Source organism: Gordonia sp. GN26 (assembly GCF_054823965.1).
On record NZ_JSYC01000014.1, the window covers coordinates 40,665 to 56,849 of the forward strand.

Below are 16,185 nucleotides of genomic sequence, written 5' to 3' on the forward strand. Positions count from 1 at the left end.
GACGCAGGAGTTTGTGTGACCACCCCGACCAATTTCGACATCACCGAGATCGCCGACGCACCGGCATACGACACGCCGCTGGGTATCACCAATCCGCCGATCGACGATCTCCTCGAGCGCGCCTCGTCCAAGTACGCTCTCGTCATCTACGCGGCCAAGCGTGCCCGCCAGATCAACGACTACTACAACCAGCTCGGCGACGGCATCCTCGAGTACGTCGGCCCGCTGGTCGAGCCGGGCCTGCAGGAGAAGCCGCTGTCGATCGCGATGCGCGAGATCCACTCCGACCTGCTCGAGCACACCGAGGGCGAATAGTCTCGGCGTCGGGATGACCAAACCGACCAAGACACGACGCCGGATTCTCATCGGCGTCGGTGGAGGCATCGCCGCATACAAGGTGTGCTCGGTGATCCGCCACTTCACCGAATCCGGGCACGAGGTCCGTGTGGTGCCGACCCCGGCCGCACTCAAGTTCGTCGGCAAGGCGACCTTCGAGGCACTCAGCGGCAATCCGGTCAGCACCACCGTCTTCGACGACGTCGACGAGGTCGCGCATGTGCGTCTGGGCCAGGGCGCCGACCTCGTCATCATCGCGCCGGCGACCGCGGACCTCATGGCCCGCGCCGCTCAGGGACGCGCCGACGACCTGCTCACCGCTTCGCTGCTCACCGTGCGGTGCCCGGTGCTCTTCGTGCCGGCCATGCACACCGAGATGTGGGAGCACCCGGCCACCCAGGCCAACATCGCGACGCTGCGCGAACAGGGCTCGACGGTCATGACCCCCGCCTCCGGCCGCCTCACCGGCACGGATTCCGGCCGCGGGCGCCTCCCGGACCCGCAGGAGATCGCTCTCATCGGCGAGCTGCTCCTCGACCGCGCCGACGCCCTGCCCTACGACCTCGCCGGTGTCCGCGTACTGATCAGCGCCGGCGGCACCCGTGAGCCCCTCGATCCCGTGCGCTACCTGGGCAATCACAGCTCGGGCAAGCAGGGATTCGCGCTGGCCCGCGCGGCCGCACAGCGCGGCGCGAGTGTCACCGTCGTCGCCGGTTCGACCGCCGACCCCGGCGATCCCGCCGGCGTGCACATCGTGCGGATCTCCAACGCCCAGGAACTCGCCGAGGAGATGACCAAACGCGCGGCCGACGCCGACGTCGTCATCATGGCCGCCGCCGTCGCCGACTTCCGGCCCATCGCGGTGGCCGACGCCAAGATCAAGAAGGGCGATCAGGGTCCCGCCCCGATCGAACTCACCACCAACCCCGACATCCTCCGCGGGCTGGTCGAAGCGAGGGACGACGGTCGGATTCCGTCCGAGACCGTCATCGTCGGTTTCGCGGCCGAGACCGGCGACGAGACCGGCGGGGTCCTCGACCATGGCCGGGCCAAACTCGCCCGCAAGGGATGCGACCTGCTCGTGGTGAACGCCGTCGGCGACGGCAAGGCGTTCGGCACCGAGGACAACACCGGTTGGCTGCTGTCCGCCAAGGGTGACGAGACCGCTCTGCCCTTCGGATCGAAAACACTCATGTCGAGTCGGATACTTGACGAAGTGCGTCAACTGGTGCCTGATGGTCGGGGGGCCTGAGCGGCACCGCGACAGCAACTGCCTGCTGTGTAGTTTTGAAAGTGACTCCACCGGCCACAACGACGGCCGATACCTGCCAAACGGCGCCGGAACCATCCGCGCGCGAGATCTCGAGAGGATCTGATGACCACCTCGTCACGCCTGTTCACGAGCGAATCCGTCACCGAGGGACATCCCGACAAGATCTGTGACGCGATCAGCGACTCGATCCTCGACGCCATCCTCACCGACGACCCGAAGGCCCGGGTCGCGGTCGAGACGCTGGTGACGACCGGCCAGGTCCACGTCGCGGGCGAGGTGACCACCACCGCTTACGCCGACATCCCCGGCATCGTCCGCGCCAAGATCCTCGAGATCGGCTACGACTCCTCGACCAAGGGCTTCGACGGTGCGTCGTGCGGCGTCAACGTGGCCATCGGCGCGCAGTCCCCGGACATCGCGGGCGGCGTCTTCAACTCCCACGAGAGCCGCAGCGGCATCTCCGAGGACGAGATCGACAGCCAGGGAGCCGGCGACCAGGGCCTGATGTTCGGTTACGCCACCAACGAGACCCCCGAGCTGATGCCGGTGCCGATCGCACTCGCGCACCGTCTCTCGCGCCGTCTCACCGAGGTCCGGAAGGACGGCACGCTGCCGTACCTGCGTCCCGACGGCAAGACCCAGGTCACCATCGAATACGACGGTGACATCCCGGTCCGCCTCGACACCGTCGTCCTGTCGACCCAGCACGCTGCCGACATCGACCTCGACAACCTGCTGGCCCCCGACATCAAGAAGCAGGTCGTCGACGCCGTCCTCGCCGACATCGACCTGCCGAACCTCGACACCTCCGACTACCGTCTGCTGGTCAACCCGACCGGCAAGTTCGTCCTCGGCGGTCCGATGGGCGACGCCGGCCTGACCGGCCGCAAGATCATCGTCGACACCTACGGCGGCATGGCCCGCCACGGTGGCGGCGCCTTCTCCGGTAAGGACCCGTCGAAGGTCGACCGCAGCGCCGCCTACGCGATGCGCTGGGTCGCCAAGAACGCGGTCGCCGCGGGCCTGGCGAACCGCATCGAGGTCCAGGTCGCCTACGCGATCGGCAAGGCCGCTCCGGTCGGCCTGTTCGTCGAGACCTTCGGCACCGAGCACGTCGACCCGGCGGTCATCGAGCGCGTCATCAAGGAGAACTTCGACCTGCGTCCGCTCGCGATCATCCGCGACCTGGACCTGCTGCGTCCGATCTACGGTCCGACCGCCGCGTACGGCCACTTCGGCCGCACCGACGTCGATCTGCCGTGGGAGCGGACCGACCGCGCGGACAAGCTGCGCGCGGCCGCCGGACTCTGACCCCGAAGGGCGCAGTCCCTGCCCCCGAAAGGCGCACGGGTCCCGGCCGATTCGCTGCCGGTGGCCCGTGTGCTGCCCATACTCGGACTCGCACACCTCGACCGGCCGTTCGACTACCTGATCGACTCTGATCAGGATGCGACGGCGGTTCCGGGGGTGCGGGTCCGCGTTCGGTTCGCCGGTCGTCTGATCGACGGATTCCTCCTCGACCGGATCGAGAAGAGCGACCACCCCGGCAAGCTGGGCTGGCTCGACCGTGTCGTCTCCGCCGAACCCGTCCTGTCACCAGAACTGGCCTCGCTGTGCCGCGCCGTCGCCGACCGCTATGCAGGCACCATGGGAGACGTTGTCCGGCTGGCGATTCCGCCGCGTCACGCACGCACCGAGAAGGAGACGACGCCGGAACCGACGACCGTCATCGAGGCGCCCGACCTGGAGGCGTGGCGACGCTACCCGCTGGCCGAGTCGTTCGTCGAGGCGATCGCCGATGGTGGGCACCCGCGTGCTGCGTGGCAGGCGCTGCCGGGGGAGGCCTGGCCCCGTAGGCTCGCCGAACTCGCCGCGACGACCCTGGCGGCCGGGCGCGGCTGCATCATCATCGTGCCCGACCAGCGGGACCTCGACCGGGTGTGGGCGGAATGCGAACCGCTCATCGGCGATCGGGGAGTCGCGCTGGCCGCCGGTCTCGGTCCCACCGCGCGGTACCGTCGCTGGCTCGCCGCACGACGCGGCGCGGCGAAACTCGTGATCGGCACGCGCAGTGCGGTGTTCGCACCCGTCAGCGACGTCGGTCTGGTCGTCGTCTGGGACGACGGCGACGACAGCATGGCCGATCCCCGCGCGCCCTATCCGCATCCGCGTGAAGTCGCAGTCCTGCGCTCGCATCAGGAACGCTGCGGACTGGTGCTCGGCGGCTTCGCCCGGACCGCGGAAGCGCAGGCGCTCGTCGCATCGGGGTGGGCACACGACCTCGTCGCCGACCGGCCGCTCGTCCGCCACCGCAGTCCGCGTGTGCAGGCCATCTCCGACGACGACCGCCAGATCGCGCGCGACCCGATGGCGAGGTCCGCGCGGATCCCCGAGGTCGCCTTCGACGCGGCCCGTTCGGCGTTCGCCGCCGACCAGCCGGTGGTGTTCAGCGTCCCGCGCCGCGGCTACGTGCCATCGCTGGCGTGTACGCGGTGTCGCGAGCACGCTCGTTGCCGCGCGTGCAACGGGCCCCTGCAGATGGACGGCAATCAGCGTCTGAGTTGCCGGTGGTGTGGTCGCCCGGAGCCGGTCTTCCGCTGTCCCGAGTGCGGCAACACCAAAGTGCGCGCGACGGTCACCGGAGCTCGACGCACCGCCGAGGAACTCGGACGTGCCTTCGCCGGCGTGCCGGTCCACACCAGCGGCGGTGACACCATCCTCGACGAGATCGAGCCGGGCGCACGACTCGTCGTCGCGACGCCCGGCGCCGAACCGGTGGCACCGGACGGTTACGGCGCGGCTGTCGTCGTCGACACCTGGGCGCAACTCGACCGAGCCGATCTGCGCGCGGAGGAACACGCCGTCCGACGCTGGATGGCGTTGGCCGGCATGGTCCGGCCGCATGGTGAGGGCGGACGCGTGGTCATCGTCGCCGACTCGACCCTGGCCCCTGTCCAGGCGCTGATCCGTTGGGACCCCGTCGGATTCGCGTCGCTCCAGCTTAACGAGCGCGTCGAACTGGGTTTCCCGCCTGCGGTGACGATGGCCTCGGTCGACGGTCCGACGCAGGTCATCACCGACTTCGTCGAACACCTCGAACTGCCCGAGGGGGCGGACGTTCTCGGGCCGGTACCGCTTCCGCCGGGGGTGCGACCGCCGGCCGGAAGCGCCGAGTGGGAGGCCGCCGCCGACGACGAGATGGACCGCATCCTGGTGCGGTTGCCGCGCAAGCACGGACGGCTTCTGGCAGAGGCTCTCGCCGCCGGGCAGGCCCGACGCAACACGCACCGGCAGACCGGGCCGATCCGGGTCCAGGTGGACCCGCCTACGATCGGATGAATGCGCATCGTTTTCGCCGGCACCCCCGAGGTGGCCGTGCCGTCGTTGCAGGCCCTTCTCGACTCGCCGTCGCATGAGGTCGTCGGCGTCATCACCCGGCCCGACGCGGTGTCGGGTCGTGGTCGCAAGGTCGTGCGATCACCGATCGGCGTGCTCGCCGACGAGCACGGCCTCGAGGTGATCACCCCGCGCCGCATGTCCGAACCCGACGTCGCCGAGACGTTGCGTCGCTGGGCGCCGGACTGTGCGGCAGTGGTCGCCTACGGCGGCCTGGTACCCGAGGATCTGCTGGCGCTCCCGACCCATGGTTGGATCAACCTGCACTTCTCGGTGTTGCCCGCGTGGCGTGGCGCGGCACCGGTGCAGGCCGCGATCGCCGCGGGTGACGAGGTGACCGGTGCCAGCACCTTCCGGCTGGAGAAGGGGCTCGACACCGGGCCGGTGTACGGCATCCTGACCGAGACCATCCGGCCCACCGACACCAGCGGCGACCTGCTCGCCCGTCTCGCCGATGCCGGGTCCGGCCTGCTCGTCAACACGCTCGACGGCATCGAGGCCGGGGAACTCATCCCCGAACCGCAGCCCTCGGTCGGAGTCAGTCATGCGCCGAAGGTCGAGGTCGAGGATGCGCGTATCCGCTGGGATCTGCCCGCGCACATCATCGATCGGCTCATCCGCGCCTACACGCCGGCCCCGGGTTCGTGGACGAGTCTCGACGACGCCCGGATCAAGGTGGGCCCGGTGCGCCCCGTCGCCGAGGACGATGCGTCGCTCCCGGAATCGGTTCGTGCCGAGCCGTTGCCGGCGGGTGCGGTCGCGGTGACGAAGAAGGCGGTGTTCGTCGGGACCGGTTCGACGCCGGTGAAACTGGGCACGGTGCAACCGCCCGGGAAGAAGCCGATGCCGGCCGCCGACTGGGCGCGCGGCGCCCGACTGACCGATGGGACGGTATTGGGATGAGTGCAGATCGCCGACCGAGCCAGGGCAAGCGGGACAACAACTCCGCGAAGTTCCGGCAGAAGGACCTCGACCCGGCCCGCGTCGCGGCACGGGACACGCTTCGCGCGGTTCGTGAACGCGACGCCTACGCGAACCTGGTCCTCCCGAAGATGCTGCGGGATCGCAAGATCGAAGGCCGCGACGCGGCGTTCGCAACCGAGCTCGCCTACGGCACGTCGCGTGCCCAAGGGCTCCTGGATGCCGTGATCGCCGCGGCGGCCAAACGACCCGTAGAGGAGATCGACGGCCCCGTCCTCGACGTGCTGCGACTCGGCACCTACCAGTTGTTGCGGACGCGCGTGGGTTCCCATGCGGCGGTGTCGACGTCGGTGGATCTCGTGCGTTCCGAGAACGGCATGGGCCCTTCGGGTTTCGCGAATGCCGTGCTGCGCAAGGTGTCGCAGAAGGACGAGGACATGTGGGTCGACGAGCTCGCGCCGTCGCCCGCCGAGGACCTCGTCGGCTACCTGGCCTTCCAGTACGCGCATCCGCGCTGGATCGCGGAGGTGTTCCGCGACGCACTCGGCGGCTCGGCCGGTCAGTTGCAGGCGGCGCTAGCCGCCGACGACGAACGGCCGCCCGTGCACCTGGTCGCCCGGCCGGGTTACATCACCGCCGAGGAACTGGCGCTGACCAGCGGGGGAGAGGAAGGCGAGTTCTCGCCCTACTGCGTGTATCTGCCCAGCGGTGACCCCGGCGACGTCGATGCTGTCCGCGAGGGCTACGCAGGTGTGCAGGACGAGGGCAGCCAGCTGATCGCGCGGGCGGTCACGGTCGCCGAGGTCGCCGACGACTCCGGCCGGTGGCTCGACATGTGTGCCGGACCCGGCGGCAAGGCCGCGCTGATCGGTGCGCTCGCCGAGATCGATGCCGCCCGACTCGACGCCATCGAGGTGTCGAAGCATCGCGCCGAACTGATCCGCAAGGTGGTCAGCGACCTGCCGGTGACGATCCACGTTGCCGACGCCAGGTCGAGCGGCCTCGAACCCGGATACGACCGCATCCTGCTCGACGCCCCCTGCTCGGGTCTCGGATCGCTGCGCCGGCGCCCCGAATCCCGTTGGCGCCGAACCGCCGCCGACGTCGAAGAGCTCGTCGTCCTGCAGAAGGAGTTGCTGACCGAAGCGCTGCGGTTGGTCAAACCCGGTGGCGTGGTCGTCTATTCGACGTGCTCGCCGCACCCGGCCGAGACCACGTCGGTCGTCGCTGATGTTCTGTCATCGGTGCAAGGTGCGCGTCAACTCGACGCCCGTCCGCTGGTGACCGTCGGCAAGCTCGGGCCGGAGCTTCTCGGCGATGGGCCGCACGTTCAGTTGTGGCCGCACATCCACGGCACGGATGCGATGTTCCTGGCGGCGTTGACCCGGGACTGATCGTTCAGTTGCCGTGCGAGGCAGTGATCGCGGCGACACCCTCGTAGTCTGCTACCGTCGCCTGGCCGGTCGGTTCGTATTCGAGGATCAGGAGTCCTGCGGGAGTCGCGGTGTGCTGCGTCAGCCGGAATCCCAGGCTGATTGCGTTGCGTCCGAACAGCTGTCTCCCGGTGCCGAGTGCGGTCGGGGGACGACCAGCCGCAATGCGTCGACGAGCCCGGCTTCGAGGAGCGACGTGGCGAGGGTATTGCTTCCGTGGACCTGCAGTTCACCGCCCGGTCTCGAGCGCAGGGAAGACACCGCCTCGATCGCGGCGCCACCGAGGAGTGTCGCAGGCTGCCAGCGGGGTTCGGTGAGCGTGCTGCTCACCACGTACTTGGGGAGGGTGTTCATCCGCTCGGTGAACGGGTCGCCGGGGTCGGTGATCTGCGGCCAGTCGCGGGCGAAGGCCTCGTAGGTTCGACGCCCCAGGAGCAGTCCGTCGGCCAGATCGAGCCACTGTGACGCCTGCTGAATGAAGGTCTCGTCCATGTGTGGGACCAACCATCCGCCGGCAGTGAAGCCGTCGGAGGTGTCCTCGTCGGCCGAACCGGGTCCCTGGGTGACGCCATCGAGGGTGATGAACTCGGTGACGGTGACCCTCACCGCGACACCTCGCTTTCGACGAGTCCGGCGAGCGCTGCGGTGACCGAGCCCCAGCCGTCGTAGAAGCCGAGATCGTGATGCTGCTCGCGATCGGATGGAGTGCCGTGTCGTACGACGACGCTGTACTCGGTCCCGTCGGGATGTTCGCCGAGGGTGATCTCGGCGGTCATGGGGACGGGTGCGGGTTCCGCAGGCCGCCATGAACTGTCGACGGCGTTGGTGAACACCAGGCGTTCGTGGTCGTCGACGACCAGGAACACGGCGTCCATGTGCGGCACGAAGGTCTCACCGTCGTCGCTCATCTGCGTGACCAGTGCACCACCGGGACGCGGTTCGAGACGCTCGACCCGGGTGACGGTCGGGGAGGGCGTCCACCATTTCGCGAGCTGCTCGGGCTTGGTCCACGCGTCCCAGATCCGTTGCCGCGGTGCGCGGATGATGCGTTGCAGGGTCAGGTCGAGTTCGGGGTCGATCATGTGGCCTCCTCGGTTTCGGTGACGAAGGCTTCGAGTCGGTCGGTGCGTTCGGTCCAGACGATGCGCTGGTGTTCGAGCCAGGTCTGTAGGCGTCGCAGGCGTCGACGGTCGAGCGTGCACATTCGGGTGCGCCCGGTCTTCTTGGTCATGACCAGGCCGCTCTCCTCGAGAACCCTCAGGTGCTTCATGAAGGACGGGAGGGACATTGGGAAGGGGTCGGCGAGTTCGCCGACGCTCGCAGACCCGCGCCCGAGACGTTCGACGACGGCGCGGCGCGTCGGGTCCGACAGCGCACCGAATATCTCATCGAGGGCGACTGAACTGTTTGCCATGTGGCTAAGTGTTGCACGGTGGTTCGATGAACTCAATGGTTAAGTGATCGAAGTTTCGCTTGGTTGTGGAAAACGACGTTGGGTCTGCGAGAAAGTGCGTATCATCGAACGTATGTACGAAACATGTGCGGGCGGAACACCGATCCTTTCGGCGGATGATCTTCACGCTTTTCAGCGCCTCCTTGCGGGAATGACTGCGGGCGTCGACGAGGCCGAGTCGGTGCAGCGGTTGACGCTGCTCGAGGAGGTGAAGTCCGCCTGTTCCGCGGCGCAGGTGCGTGAGACCGCGAATCTCGATCAGCTTCGTGCAGCCGATGAGGCCGCGAGGAATGTCCCGACGCAGCGGCGGGGCCGGGGGCTTGCCGCCGAAATAGGATTGGCGCGTAAGGCCTCACCGCAAAAGGGGAGCCAGTACCTCGGGTTCGCTCGTGCCCTGGCGCATGAGATGCCGCATACGATGGCGGCTCTCGCGGACGGAGTCCTCACCGAGTGGCGTGCCACGATCCTCGCCCGCGAAACCGCTTACCTGACTCGCGAATCGCGCGAGGAGATCGACCGCCGGGTGTGCGGCGACCGTCAGGCGCTGGTGGGTGCTTCCGATCGAGAGGTCGAAGGCCGGGCAAAGCGTCACGCCTACGAACTCGAGCCGGCCGCGGTGGTCGCGCGAAAGGCCAAGGCCGAGAAGGACCGGCGGGTCAGCGTGCGGCCGGCGCCGGATCTGATGACCCAGCTTTCGGCGTTGTTGCCGATGACGCAGGGGATCTCCGTATATGCCTCGCTCAAGAAACATGCCGACTCGGTCCTCGGCGCCGACGATCGCACGCACGCGCAGATCATGGCCGACACGCTGGTCGAACGTGTCACCGGTCGATCCGCAGCGGAGCCGGTGCCGGTTGCAGTGGACATGATCATGTCCGACGAATGTCTGCTCGGGCTGAATGATTCGGCGGCTGAAGTGCAGGGGTACGGACCGATCCCGGCAGCAGTGGCACGGGAACTCGTCGCCGCATCGGTGTCGCCCGATGGCGAGACCGCCTCGACGCTGCGTCGTATCTATGCACGTCCGTCGGACGGCGCACTGGTGTCGATGGAGTCGAGATCGCGAACCTTCCCGGCCGCACTCGCGCACTTCGTTCGACTCCGAGACCAGCGCTGTCGAACTCCGTACTGCGGCGCACCGATCGCAGAGATCGACCACGCGAAACCGCATCGACACGACGGCCCGACCAGCGAAGCCAATGCCGACGGCATCTGTGTCACCCACAATCGGGCGAAAGAGGCTGACGGCTGGGGATATTCGGTTCGCATGGCCGGAGACATACGGGTCATCGACGTCATCACCCCGACCGGCGCCCGCCATCGAAGTGCCGCGCCACCGGCGATCGGGCACCATAGTCCTGACCGCAGCATGATCGAGACGAAGCTGCTGCAGCTGCTCGCGGTCGCTTGAGTGCTGCGGGGCGGCGGGTAACCTCGCTTCGCGTGACGATCCGCCCATCCATTCGACCGGCGATTCCGGAAGACATCGACGCTGCCGCAGAAACGCTCGGCCAGGCCTTCGCCGACTATCCGTTCACCAGACACACGGTGGATGTGCGTAACCATGCCGCTCGCGTCGAATCCCTTCAGCGATTGTATCTCGCCGAAATCGGCATGAGGTGCGGCCGCGTCTGGGTCTCGGACGACCTTGCCGCCGTGGCGGTGTGGATCACTCCGTCCTCGTCGGGTCTCGACGAGGCGTTCGGCGACATCGCATCCCGAGTCGTCGACCTGTACGGAGACCGAGTAAAGGTCGCCGCGCGGGCCGAAGAGGCCGGTCTCCGGCCGGCCGAACCCGTCTGGCATCTGGCCACGGTCGGGGTCGCGCCACATTCGCAGGGACGAGGGCTCGGCAGAGCTGTGCTCGAGCCAGGGCTCGAGGCGGCCCGGACAGAGGGGTTTCCCGCATACCTCGAGACCTCATCCCCGGAGAACGTCACGTTCTACGAACGGCTCGGGTTCGAGGTGACCGGGAAGGTGTCTCTGCCCGACGACGGCCCGGACGTGTGGGCCATGGTCCGGGTTCCGTGATTGTGGATGTCGAATCCCCACTTCGTACTGTCTCGTACTAGGTTGTCTGAGTGGAGGGGTGTCAAGAGGTGTTGATGCCGGGGACGGGGGACTCACAGTGACTTATCGCCTGGAAGCCGAGAAGGGTGTAATCGAGGGCGTCGGCAAGACGTTGGCCGAGTGCTCGAATGCCACCCGGGCGCTCTGGTCGGGCAGTACCGGATTCGCTGACGCAGCTGCGGCGATGCCGGGTTCGGCATTCAGTGGCGCCTGCGCCGGCAAAGATGACCTCGTTCGAACTCTTCTCGGTCGCGCAGCTGCTCGCATGGACGCGGTTTCGCAGACCTGCTACCAGGTTGCGACCGAGTTCGCAGACACCGATGAAGAGTTGGCGAGCGGTTTCCGAGCCATTTCCGTGTTCTGATGAACCGTCCGACACGGTCGACCGTCAACAGCTGGGACGTGATGGTCCTGCTCCAGTCTGCGGAATCGCTGGAGACGACAGCCGAGAACCTGCGAACCCAGACCAAGACGATGGCCGATGCTCCCATGAACGTGGAGGGCTGGTCGGGCGAATCCAAGCGTGCGTGCGAAGACCGTACGACGTCCGACCAAGACGAGATCAACAGGCTCGGTACCGAACTCAGCGCGGCCGCGAGAGTGCTGCACGACACGGCCGCCGCGATCAGCCCCAACCGAAGCACTGCTCTGACGAAGGCACTCGGCCTCGAACTCGACAAGTTCAGCGTCTCGGACGACTGGACCGTGCGCGACGCTCGGGACTATGCCTCGGAGTTGAACGGTGTGGAGGCCGGAAGCGCGGCCGAACAGTCGATTCGGAACGACCAGGCCAAGCGGGCCGAGGAGGCGAAGACAGCGACGCTGTCGCTGCAGTCGCTGGCGGACCAGATCGGGGAGGACGACCGTAACGGTGCCCGCGCGCTGAATGTCGTCTTGGGCAACGCCGAGATCAACGCTCCGCTCAGCTCGAGCTTCTCCGCCGGGCAAGCAAGTCGCGATGTCCAGGCGATCATGAGCGGGACTGCGACACCGGAGCAGAAGGAACGCTTCTACCGTGCGACCAGTCTGACGCCCGAACAGCGCGCGGCGCTGGCACGCGGCGAAGAAGCGGTCATCTCGAAAGAGCAGTTCGATTACTTGAAGGCCATTTACACGCCCAACTGGGGTCAGAGCTCAGAGGGGTCGGCGCCTTACGCGCTCGACGCTCTGAAGCGTTTCGGTGACGAATACTCTGGCGCGGAACGTCTTCAGTTGAAGAACGCGCTCGGTGACGGTATCTACCTGCTCGGTAACCCAAGCGTGCGGACAGACCAGCAGGTCGAGCAGACGTTCCTTGCCGGACCGCTGCAGCAGATGGGACTGACGCCGGGGCCGCGGTTTGTGACCGGTGGTCTGAATGAACTCTCTGCACCTGTGCGTGACACGCTTACAAAACCTTCGGCGACCAAAGCGAACTATGTAGACCCGTACGCAGACCGTGGCGAGCAGCGCGTCTACACGGCTGCCAAGCTCAGCAGCTTCGCTGATATGCAAGATCTGATGGACGTTTTGGAGTATCGGAGTCGGGATTCTGGACCTGCGGGTTACGGTGACGGCTCGGTGCAGTTGGGTAGCGACGTCGATCGAGCTCTCATTTCCAGAGCCAGCGAAATAGCCGCAGGTGATTCCCGCGAAGTCTACATGTCGGATGAAGATACACGGCTATCCCACTCTGAAGTAGAGAAACTACTTACGCGAATGATGGATGTCGCAGGCTCCGACCACATCGCTGTTCACGACGCTGTGGTGCGAACCGGGAGCTCAGTCGATGTCGACGCTGGTATGCCTGATGTGCACGATTTAGACGGGGGTAGTCGTTCTTACGACGCCTCGATTGCGATGAAAGATCTCTTCCAATTTGATTGGAAGGACGGCGTCGGCGACGAGAGTAATGGAGTAAATCGTCTTTTCAACTGGATGCCCGAGGTTGCGAATACGCCTGAGGGACTGTCAGCAGAGCGGACACTGGACGGTGTCCGGTCCGGTGAGGTTGCAAGTGAATTGGCTCGGATCATCGCTGAGAACAAGAGTGCGTTCGAGGATATGAATGGTGGTTCCGAGTCTCTCGGGCAAACCAATCCTGAACTAACCCGAACGCTGGCGAAAGCGATGTCGCCCTATTTGGCCGACTTGGCTGGGGCTGACCCCGACCTCTTCGAAACGAGAGGGGTGATCGGGCTCGAAGAGGGGGCCCAGTTCAATGCGCTTTTTCAGGTTCTGGATTCGGCCCCTGAAGCCGGCCGCATCATGAATGCGAGTGCTCTTTGGCAAGCGAACGTCTTGGAGCAAGCATTTGGATACGACTCCAGCCGCACTGAACTGGGAGAGCTCGCTGGGCGGCTCCATGGCGGGATGACGGCCGGAATGAACCACATGCTGGACGAGGATGAAGCTGATCGTCAGTACGCAGCAGCTGTCGATTACGTGGAAAAGGGGGCCGTCTACGACTCGGCAGCTGCGGTCGGATCGCTTACGGCAGGCCTCATGGGCTCCGCAGTACCAGGTCTAGGCCCCGCTCTGCAAGGGATGGTGGACGTGAGCGCCCCATCATTGAAGCTCGGAATTCTCGGGTCGCCCCCTAATTCCGACGATATCGGCGCGTCTCCTGATTTCGATGCGATTCGCGCCGAGATGTACAAAAGTACAAATTTGAGCAACGTATACCAGGGTATGCTGGACGGGTACCTGCGGGCTAATCCAGATTTCGTCCAAAGCGCCGATATGAGAGAGATCTACGGGGATAAGATTGACGATCCGAAATTCGTCGAGTCTGTTCGTCGAGATGGGCTTCCCTCAACGTCTAATCAGACTGCGATCACAAAATTGGTCAAGGAGCTGTTCGGTAGTCGAGACAATGATTTTATCGATTCATACACCAATCAGCTCGATCGCTTGAAAGATCCTCATGGGTTCCCTGACGGGGGGAAGTGGTGAAGCGTAGTTCGGCCCGCTTGAGCGCGGTTCTGGCGTTCCTGCTCGTGGTGGTGTGTGGTTGCGGTGATGGCAGCGGCGATGCCGCGCAAGCGTCGGTATCAGAGCCGCCACCGCAGCCTCCTGGCTTGGACGTCACCTATCAATGGGTCGGAAACCCGGTTTTCGATCCTCTCAGCCCGGAAGGGACGTTCGTCAGGGCGTACGTTGAGTCGTTCATCCTCGCCCAGGAAGGCAAATCAACCTCATGGGCTTACCCAGGCTTCGTGAACGCCTCCCCGCCAGGTGTTGAAGATCAGGTTCGGCAAATACCCAGTCAGAGCGAGGCGGGTGGGCTGGTCGGGACCTCGACCTTCAGTTTGCTGAGTCGCGAAGACACGGGGCCACAGACGCGCCTTGTCCTGTGCGAGTTCGGTTATCAGTCGACTCGCGATCGTTCACATGGTGGCTGGTTTACGACTCCGATTCAAAGCTGGACGACGGTGATCAGCTTCGACCGGTCCGGTGCGGCGCCGCCTTCGGGGCAGAAGGGTTCGGCGCGACGACCTGATCGAAACGTGTTCGGTGAGTGGCGAGTTGAAGAATTCGAACATCTGGCGATAGGTGACCGGTATCGCTCGGAGATGGAAGGGTGCAATCGGCAACCGCTTCCATCTGGAGTCCCGGAGCCGGATTCGGTCGAGGGAGAGGGTTCTACCCCGAAGCCTCCCGCGCGTCAGTTCCCGGGATGGCAGAACAGTCGGACCGACTAGTACGGCGAAGCGTGCGGCGCCCGCCTGCTCTGCTGCCATCTCGGGTCAAGTACAGAGCCTGACGCCCAGTGGTTTCGTCTGGGCAAACCCACTCGCCCTACACTTGTTCACCATGTGCACCGCTGGTAACGCGCCTATGATCGCTCCGTCCATTCTGTCCGCGGACTTCGCGAATCTCGCCGACGAGGCGGCTGCTGTTGCCAAGCCCGGTGCCACCCGTGCCGATTGGCTGCACGTCGACGTGATGGACAACCATTTCGTGCCGAACCTGACGCTGGGTCTGCCGATCGTCGAGAGCCTGCTGAAGGCCACCGACATCCCGCTCGACTGCCATCTGATGATCGAGAACCCGGAGCGCTGGGCGCCGCCGTATGCCGAGGCCGGCGCCTACAACGTCACCTTCCACGCCGAGGCCACCGAGAATCCGATCGGCGTCGCCCGTGACATCCGCGCCGCTGGTGCGAAAGCCGGTCTGTCGATCAAGCCGGGCACCGCGCTCGAGCCGTATCTGGAGATCCTCCGCGACTTCGACACCCTGCTCATCATGAGCGTCGAACCCGGTTTCGGTGGGCAGAAGTTCATCCCGGAGGTTCTCGAGAAGGCCCGCGCCATCCGGAAGTTCATCGACTCCGAGGATCTGAGGCTGCTCGTCGAGATCGACGGCGGCATCAACGCCGACACCATCGAAGAGGCGGCCGAGGCCGGAATCGACTGCTTCGTCGCCGGATCGGCGGTCTACGGTGCCGCCGACCCCGGCCAGGCCGTCGCCGCCCTCCGCGAATCCGCTGCCACCGCACGCGCCCACAGCGACATCTGATCCACCACATGGACATCGCCGCCGCCATGGACCGCGCCGTCGAGGCGTCGTATGCGGCCATGGGCGTCAGCTCGCCCAATCCGCCTGTCGGAGCGGTGATCCTGGCTGCCGACGGCACTGTCGCCGGCGTCGGCGCGACCCAACCGCCGGGCGGCCCGCACGCCGAGGTCATGGCCTTGCGTGCGGCGGGTGACGCCGCACGGGGCGGCACCGCGATCGTCACGCTCGAACCCTGCAACCACACCGGACGCACCGGTCCGTGTTCACAGGCACTCATCGAGGCCGGCGTCGCCGACGTCCACTACGCGGTCAGCGACCCCAACCCCGTCGCCGCGGGTGGCGCCGACACCCTGCGGGCCGCCGGCATCCGGGTGACCGGGGGAGTCGCGGCCGACATCGTGGAGAACGGTCCGCTGCGCCCATGGCTCACCCGACAGCGGCTCGGGCGGCCGATGGTCACCGCCAAGGTGGCGGCCGGCATCGACGGCCGGATCGCCGCACCCGACGGCACCAGCCAGTGGATCACCGGCCCCGCCGCCCGCGACCACGCCCACGAACAGCGGTCACGCCTCGACGCCATCGTCATCGGCACCGGGACGGCCCTCGCCGACAACCCGACGCTCACCGCACGCACCGCCGAGGGCGGGCTGTATCCGCACCAGCCGGCGCGCGTGGTGATCGGACACCGCGACCTACCTGCCGACGCCAACCTCCGCGGAGACACCGGGGGACCGCTGGTCCAGGTCGACTCCCACGACCCGGCCGACGTCCTCGCCGCACTGCCCGACGCGCTCTGGGTTCTG

At 66.4% G+C, this 16,185-nt stretch carries 16 protein-coding genes; 13 read left to right on the plus strand and 3 right to left on the minus strand.

Annotation, left to right across the window (positions count from 1 at the left end):
* The first annotated feature begins 15 nt into the window (after positions 1-15).
* From rpoZ to OK17_RS05030, 6 genes are all read left to right on the plus strand, one after another.
* Positions 16-315 carry a DNA-directed RNA polymerase subunit omega gene (gene rpoZ, locus OK17_RS05005; RefSeq protein ID WP_006357204.1) on the plus strand — a complete coding sequence of 100 codons (300 nt, stop codon included), beginning with the start codon at positions 16-18 and terminating at the stop codon, positions 313-315.
* A gap of 13 nt (positions 316-328) precedes the next feature.
* Positions 329-1,588: a bifunctional phosphopantothenoylcysteine decarboxylase/phosphopantothenate--cysteine ligase CoaBC gene (gene coaBC, locus OK17_RS05010; RefSeq protein WP_232719351.1), complete on the plus strand. Its 1,260-nt coding sequence runs from the start codon at positions 329-331 to the stop codon at positions 1,586-1,588.
* Positions 1,589-1,711: 123 nt separating this feature from the next.
* Positions 1,712-2,920 carry a methionine adenosyltransferase gene (gene metK, locus OK17_RS05015; RefSeq protein ID WP_006866328.1) on the plus strand — a complete coding sequence of 403 codons (1,209 nt, stop codon included), beginning with the start codon at positions 1,712-1,714 and terminating at the stop codon, positions 2,918-2,920.
* Positions 2,921-2,980: 60 nt separating this feature from the next.
* A complete protein-coding gene (locus tag OK17_RS05020) occupies positions 2,981-4,948 on the plus strand; it encodes a primosomal protein N' (protein WP_461416853.1) in 1,968 nt (655 codons plus the stop codon).
* A complete protein-coding gene (fmt, locus tag OK17_RS05025) occupies positions 4,949-5,908 on the plus strand; it encodes a methionyl-tRNA formyltransferase (RefSeq protein ID WP_461416854.1) in 960 nt (319 codons plus the stop codon). It begins immediately after the preceding gene.
* The gene (locus tag OK17_RS05030) at positions 5,905-7,320 is read left to right on the plus strand and encodes an RsmB/NOP family class I SAM-dependent RNA methyltransferase (protein WP_461416855.1); all 1,416 of its coding nucleotides are present in this window, start codon (positions 5,905-5,907) and stop codon (positions 7,318-7,320) included. Before fmt ends, OK17_RS05030 begins: the two co-directional genes overlap by 4 nt.
* Positions 7,321-7,440: 120 nt before the next feature.
* On the opposite strand, the gene OK17_RS05035 is transcribed toward OK17_RS05030, so the two are convergent.
* From OK17_RS05035 to OK17_RS05045, 3 genes are read right to left on the minus strand one after another with little or no spacing between them, the layout of a single operon-like run.
* On the minus strand, positions 7,441-7,965 hold the full coding sequence (locus OK17_RS05035) for a dihydrofolate reductase family protein (RefSeq protein ID WP_461416856.1): 525 nt from the start codon (positions 7,963-7,965) through the stop codon (positions 7,441-7,443).
* Entirely contained in the window at positions 7,962-8,441 is a 480-nt protein-coding gene (locus OK17_RS05040) for an SRPBCC domain-containing protein (RefSeq protein ID WP_461416857.1), read from the minus strand. The genes OK17_RS05035 and OK17_RS05040 overlap by 4 nt, the downstream gene beginning before the upstream one ends.
* Positions 8,438-8,773: an ArsR/SmtB family transcription factor gene (locus tag OK17_RS05045; RefSeq protein ID WP_461416858.1), complete on the minus strand. Its 336-nt coding sequence runs from the start codon at positions 8,771-8,773 to the stop codon at positions 8,438-8,440. The genes OK17_RS05040 and OK17_RS05045 overlap by 4 nt, the downstream gene beginning before the upstream one ends.
* Positions 8,774-8,963: 190 nt before the next feature.
* Here OK17_RS05045 and OK17_RS05050 point away from each other — a divergent pair, with 190 nt between their 5' ends.
* From OK17_RS05050 to ribD, 7 genes are all read left to right on the plus strand, one after another.
* The gene (locus OK17_RS05050) at positions 8,964-10,223 is read left to right on the plus strand and encodes a 13E12 repeat family protein (protein ID WP_461416859.1); all 1,260 of its coding nucleotides are present in this window, start codon (positions 8,964-8,966) and stop codon (positions 10,221-10,223) included.
* A 32-nt stretch (positions 10,224-10,255) separates the two neighbouring features.
* Complete coding sequence (locus tag OK17_RS05055) at positions 10,256-10,843, plus strand: GNAT family N-acetyltransferase (RefSeq protein WP_461416860.1); 588 nt, start codon at positions 10,256-10,258, stop codon at positions 10,841-10,843.
* 97 nt (positions 10,844-10,940) lie between these two features.
* Positions 10,941-11,246 (plus strand): hypothetical protein, encoded by a 306-nt coding sequence (locus tag OK17_RS05060; RefSeq protein WP_461416861.1) that lies wholly within the window; start codon positions 10,941-10,943, stop codon positions 11,244-11,246.
* Complete coding sequence (locus tag OK17_RS05065) at positions 11,246-13,816, plus strand: TPR repeat region-containing protein (RefSeq protein WP_461416862.1); 2,571 nt, start codon at positions 11,246-11,248, stop codon at positions 13,814-13,816. The genes OK17_RS05060 and OK17_RS05065 overlap by 1 nt, the downstream gene beginning before the upstream one ends.
* Positions 13,813-14,565 (plus strand): hypothetical protein, encoded by a 753-nt coding sequence (locus tag OK17_RS05070; RefSeq protein WP_461416863.1) that lies wholly within the window; start codon positions 13,813-13,815, stop codon positions 14,563-14,565. Before OK17_RS05065 ends, OK17_RS05070 begins: the two co-directional genes overlap by 4 nt.
* 136 nt (positions 14,566-14,701) lie before the next feature.
* Positions 14,702-15,382, plus strand: a complete 681-nt coding sequence (gene rpe, locus OK17_RS05075; RefSeq protein ID WP_232719340.1) for a ribulose-phosphate 3-epimerase — start codon at positions 14,702-14,704, stop codon at positions 15,380-15,382.
* Between the two features lie 8 nt (positions 15,383-15,390).
* Positions 15,391-16,185, plus strand: a 795-nt coding sequence (ribD, locus tag OK17_RS05080) for a bifunctional diaminohydroxyphosphoribosylaminopyrimidine deaminase/5-amino-6-(5-phosphoribosylamino)uracil reductase RibD (RefSeq protein WP_461416864.1), incomplete at its 3' end; no start/stop codon positions are given.

Excerpts from the sequence above, each read along its gene's own strand:
- OK17_RS05045 (WP_461416858.1), bottom strand. The coding sequence starts at position 8,773 with ATGGCAAACAGTTCAGTCGCCCTCGATGAGATATTCGGTGCGCTGTCG.
- coaBC (WP_232719351.1), top strand. The coding sequence starts at position 329 with ATGACCAAACCGACCAAGACACGACGCCGGATTCTCATCGGCGTCGGT.
- OK17_RS05065 (WP_461416862.1), top strand. The coding sequence starts at position 11,246 with ATGAACCGTCCGACACGGTCGACCGTCAACAGCTGGGACGTGATGGTC.
- OK17_RS05050 (WP_461416859.1), top strand. The coding sequence starts at position 8,964 with ATGACTGCGGGCGTCGACGAGGCCGAGTCGGTGCAGCGGTTGACGCTG.
- OK17_RS05040 (WP_461416857.1), bottom strand. The coding sequence starts at position 8,441 with ATGATCGACCCCGAACTCGACCTGACCCTGCAACGCATCATCCGCGCA.
- fmt (WP_461416854.1), top strand. The coding sequence starts at position 4,949 with ATGCGCATCGTTTTCGCCGGCACCCCCGAGGTGGCCGTGCCGTCGTTG.
- rpe (WP_232719340.1), top strand. The coding sequence starts at position 14,702 with ATGATCGCTCCGTCCATTCTGTCCGCGGACTTCGCGAATCTCGCCGAC.
- OK17_RS05030 (WP_461416855.1), top strand. The coding sequence starts at position 5,905 with ATGAGTGCAGATCGCCGACCGAGCCAGGGCAAGCGGGACAACAACTCC.
- metK (WP_006866328.1), top strand. The coding sequence starts at position 1,712 with ATGACCACCTCGTCACGCCTGTTCACGAGCGAATCCGTCACCGAGGGA.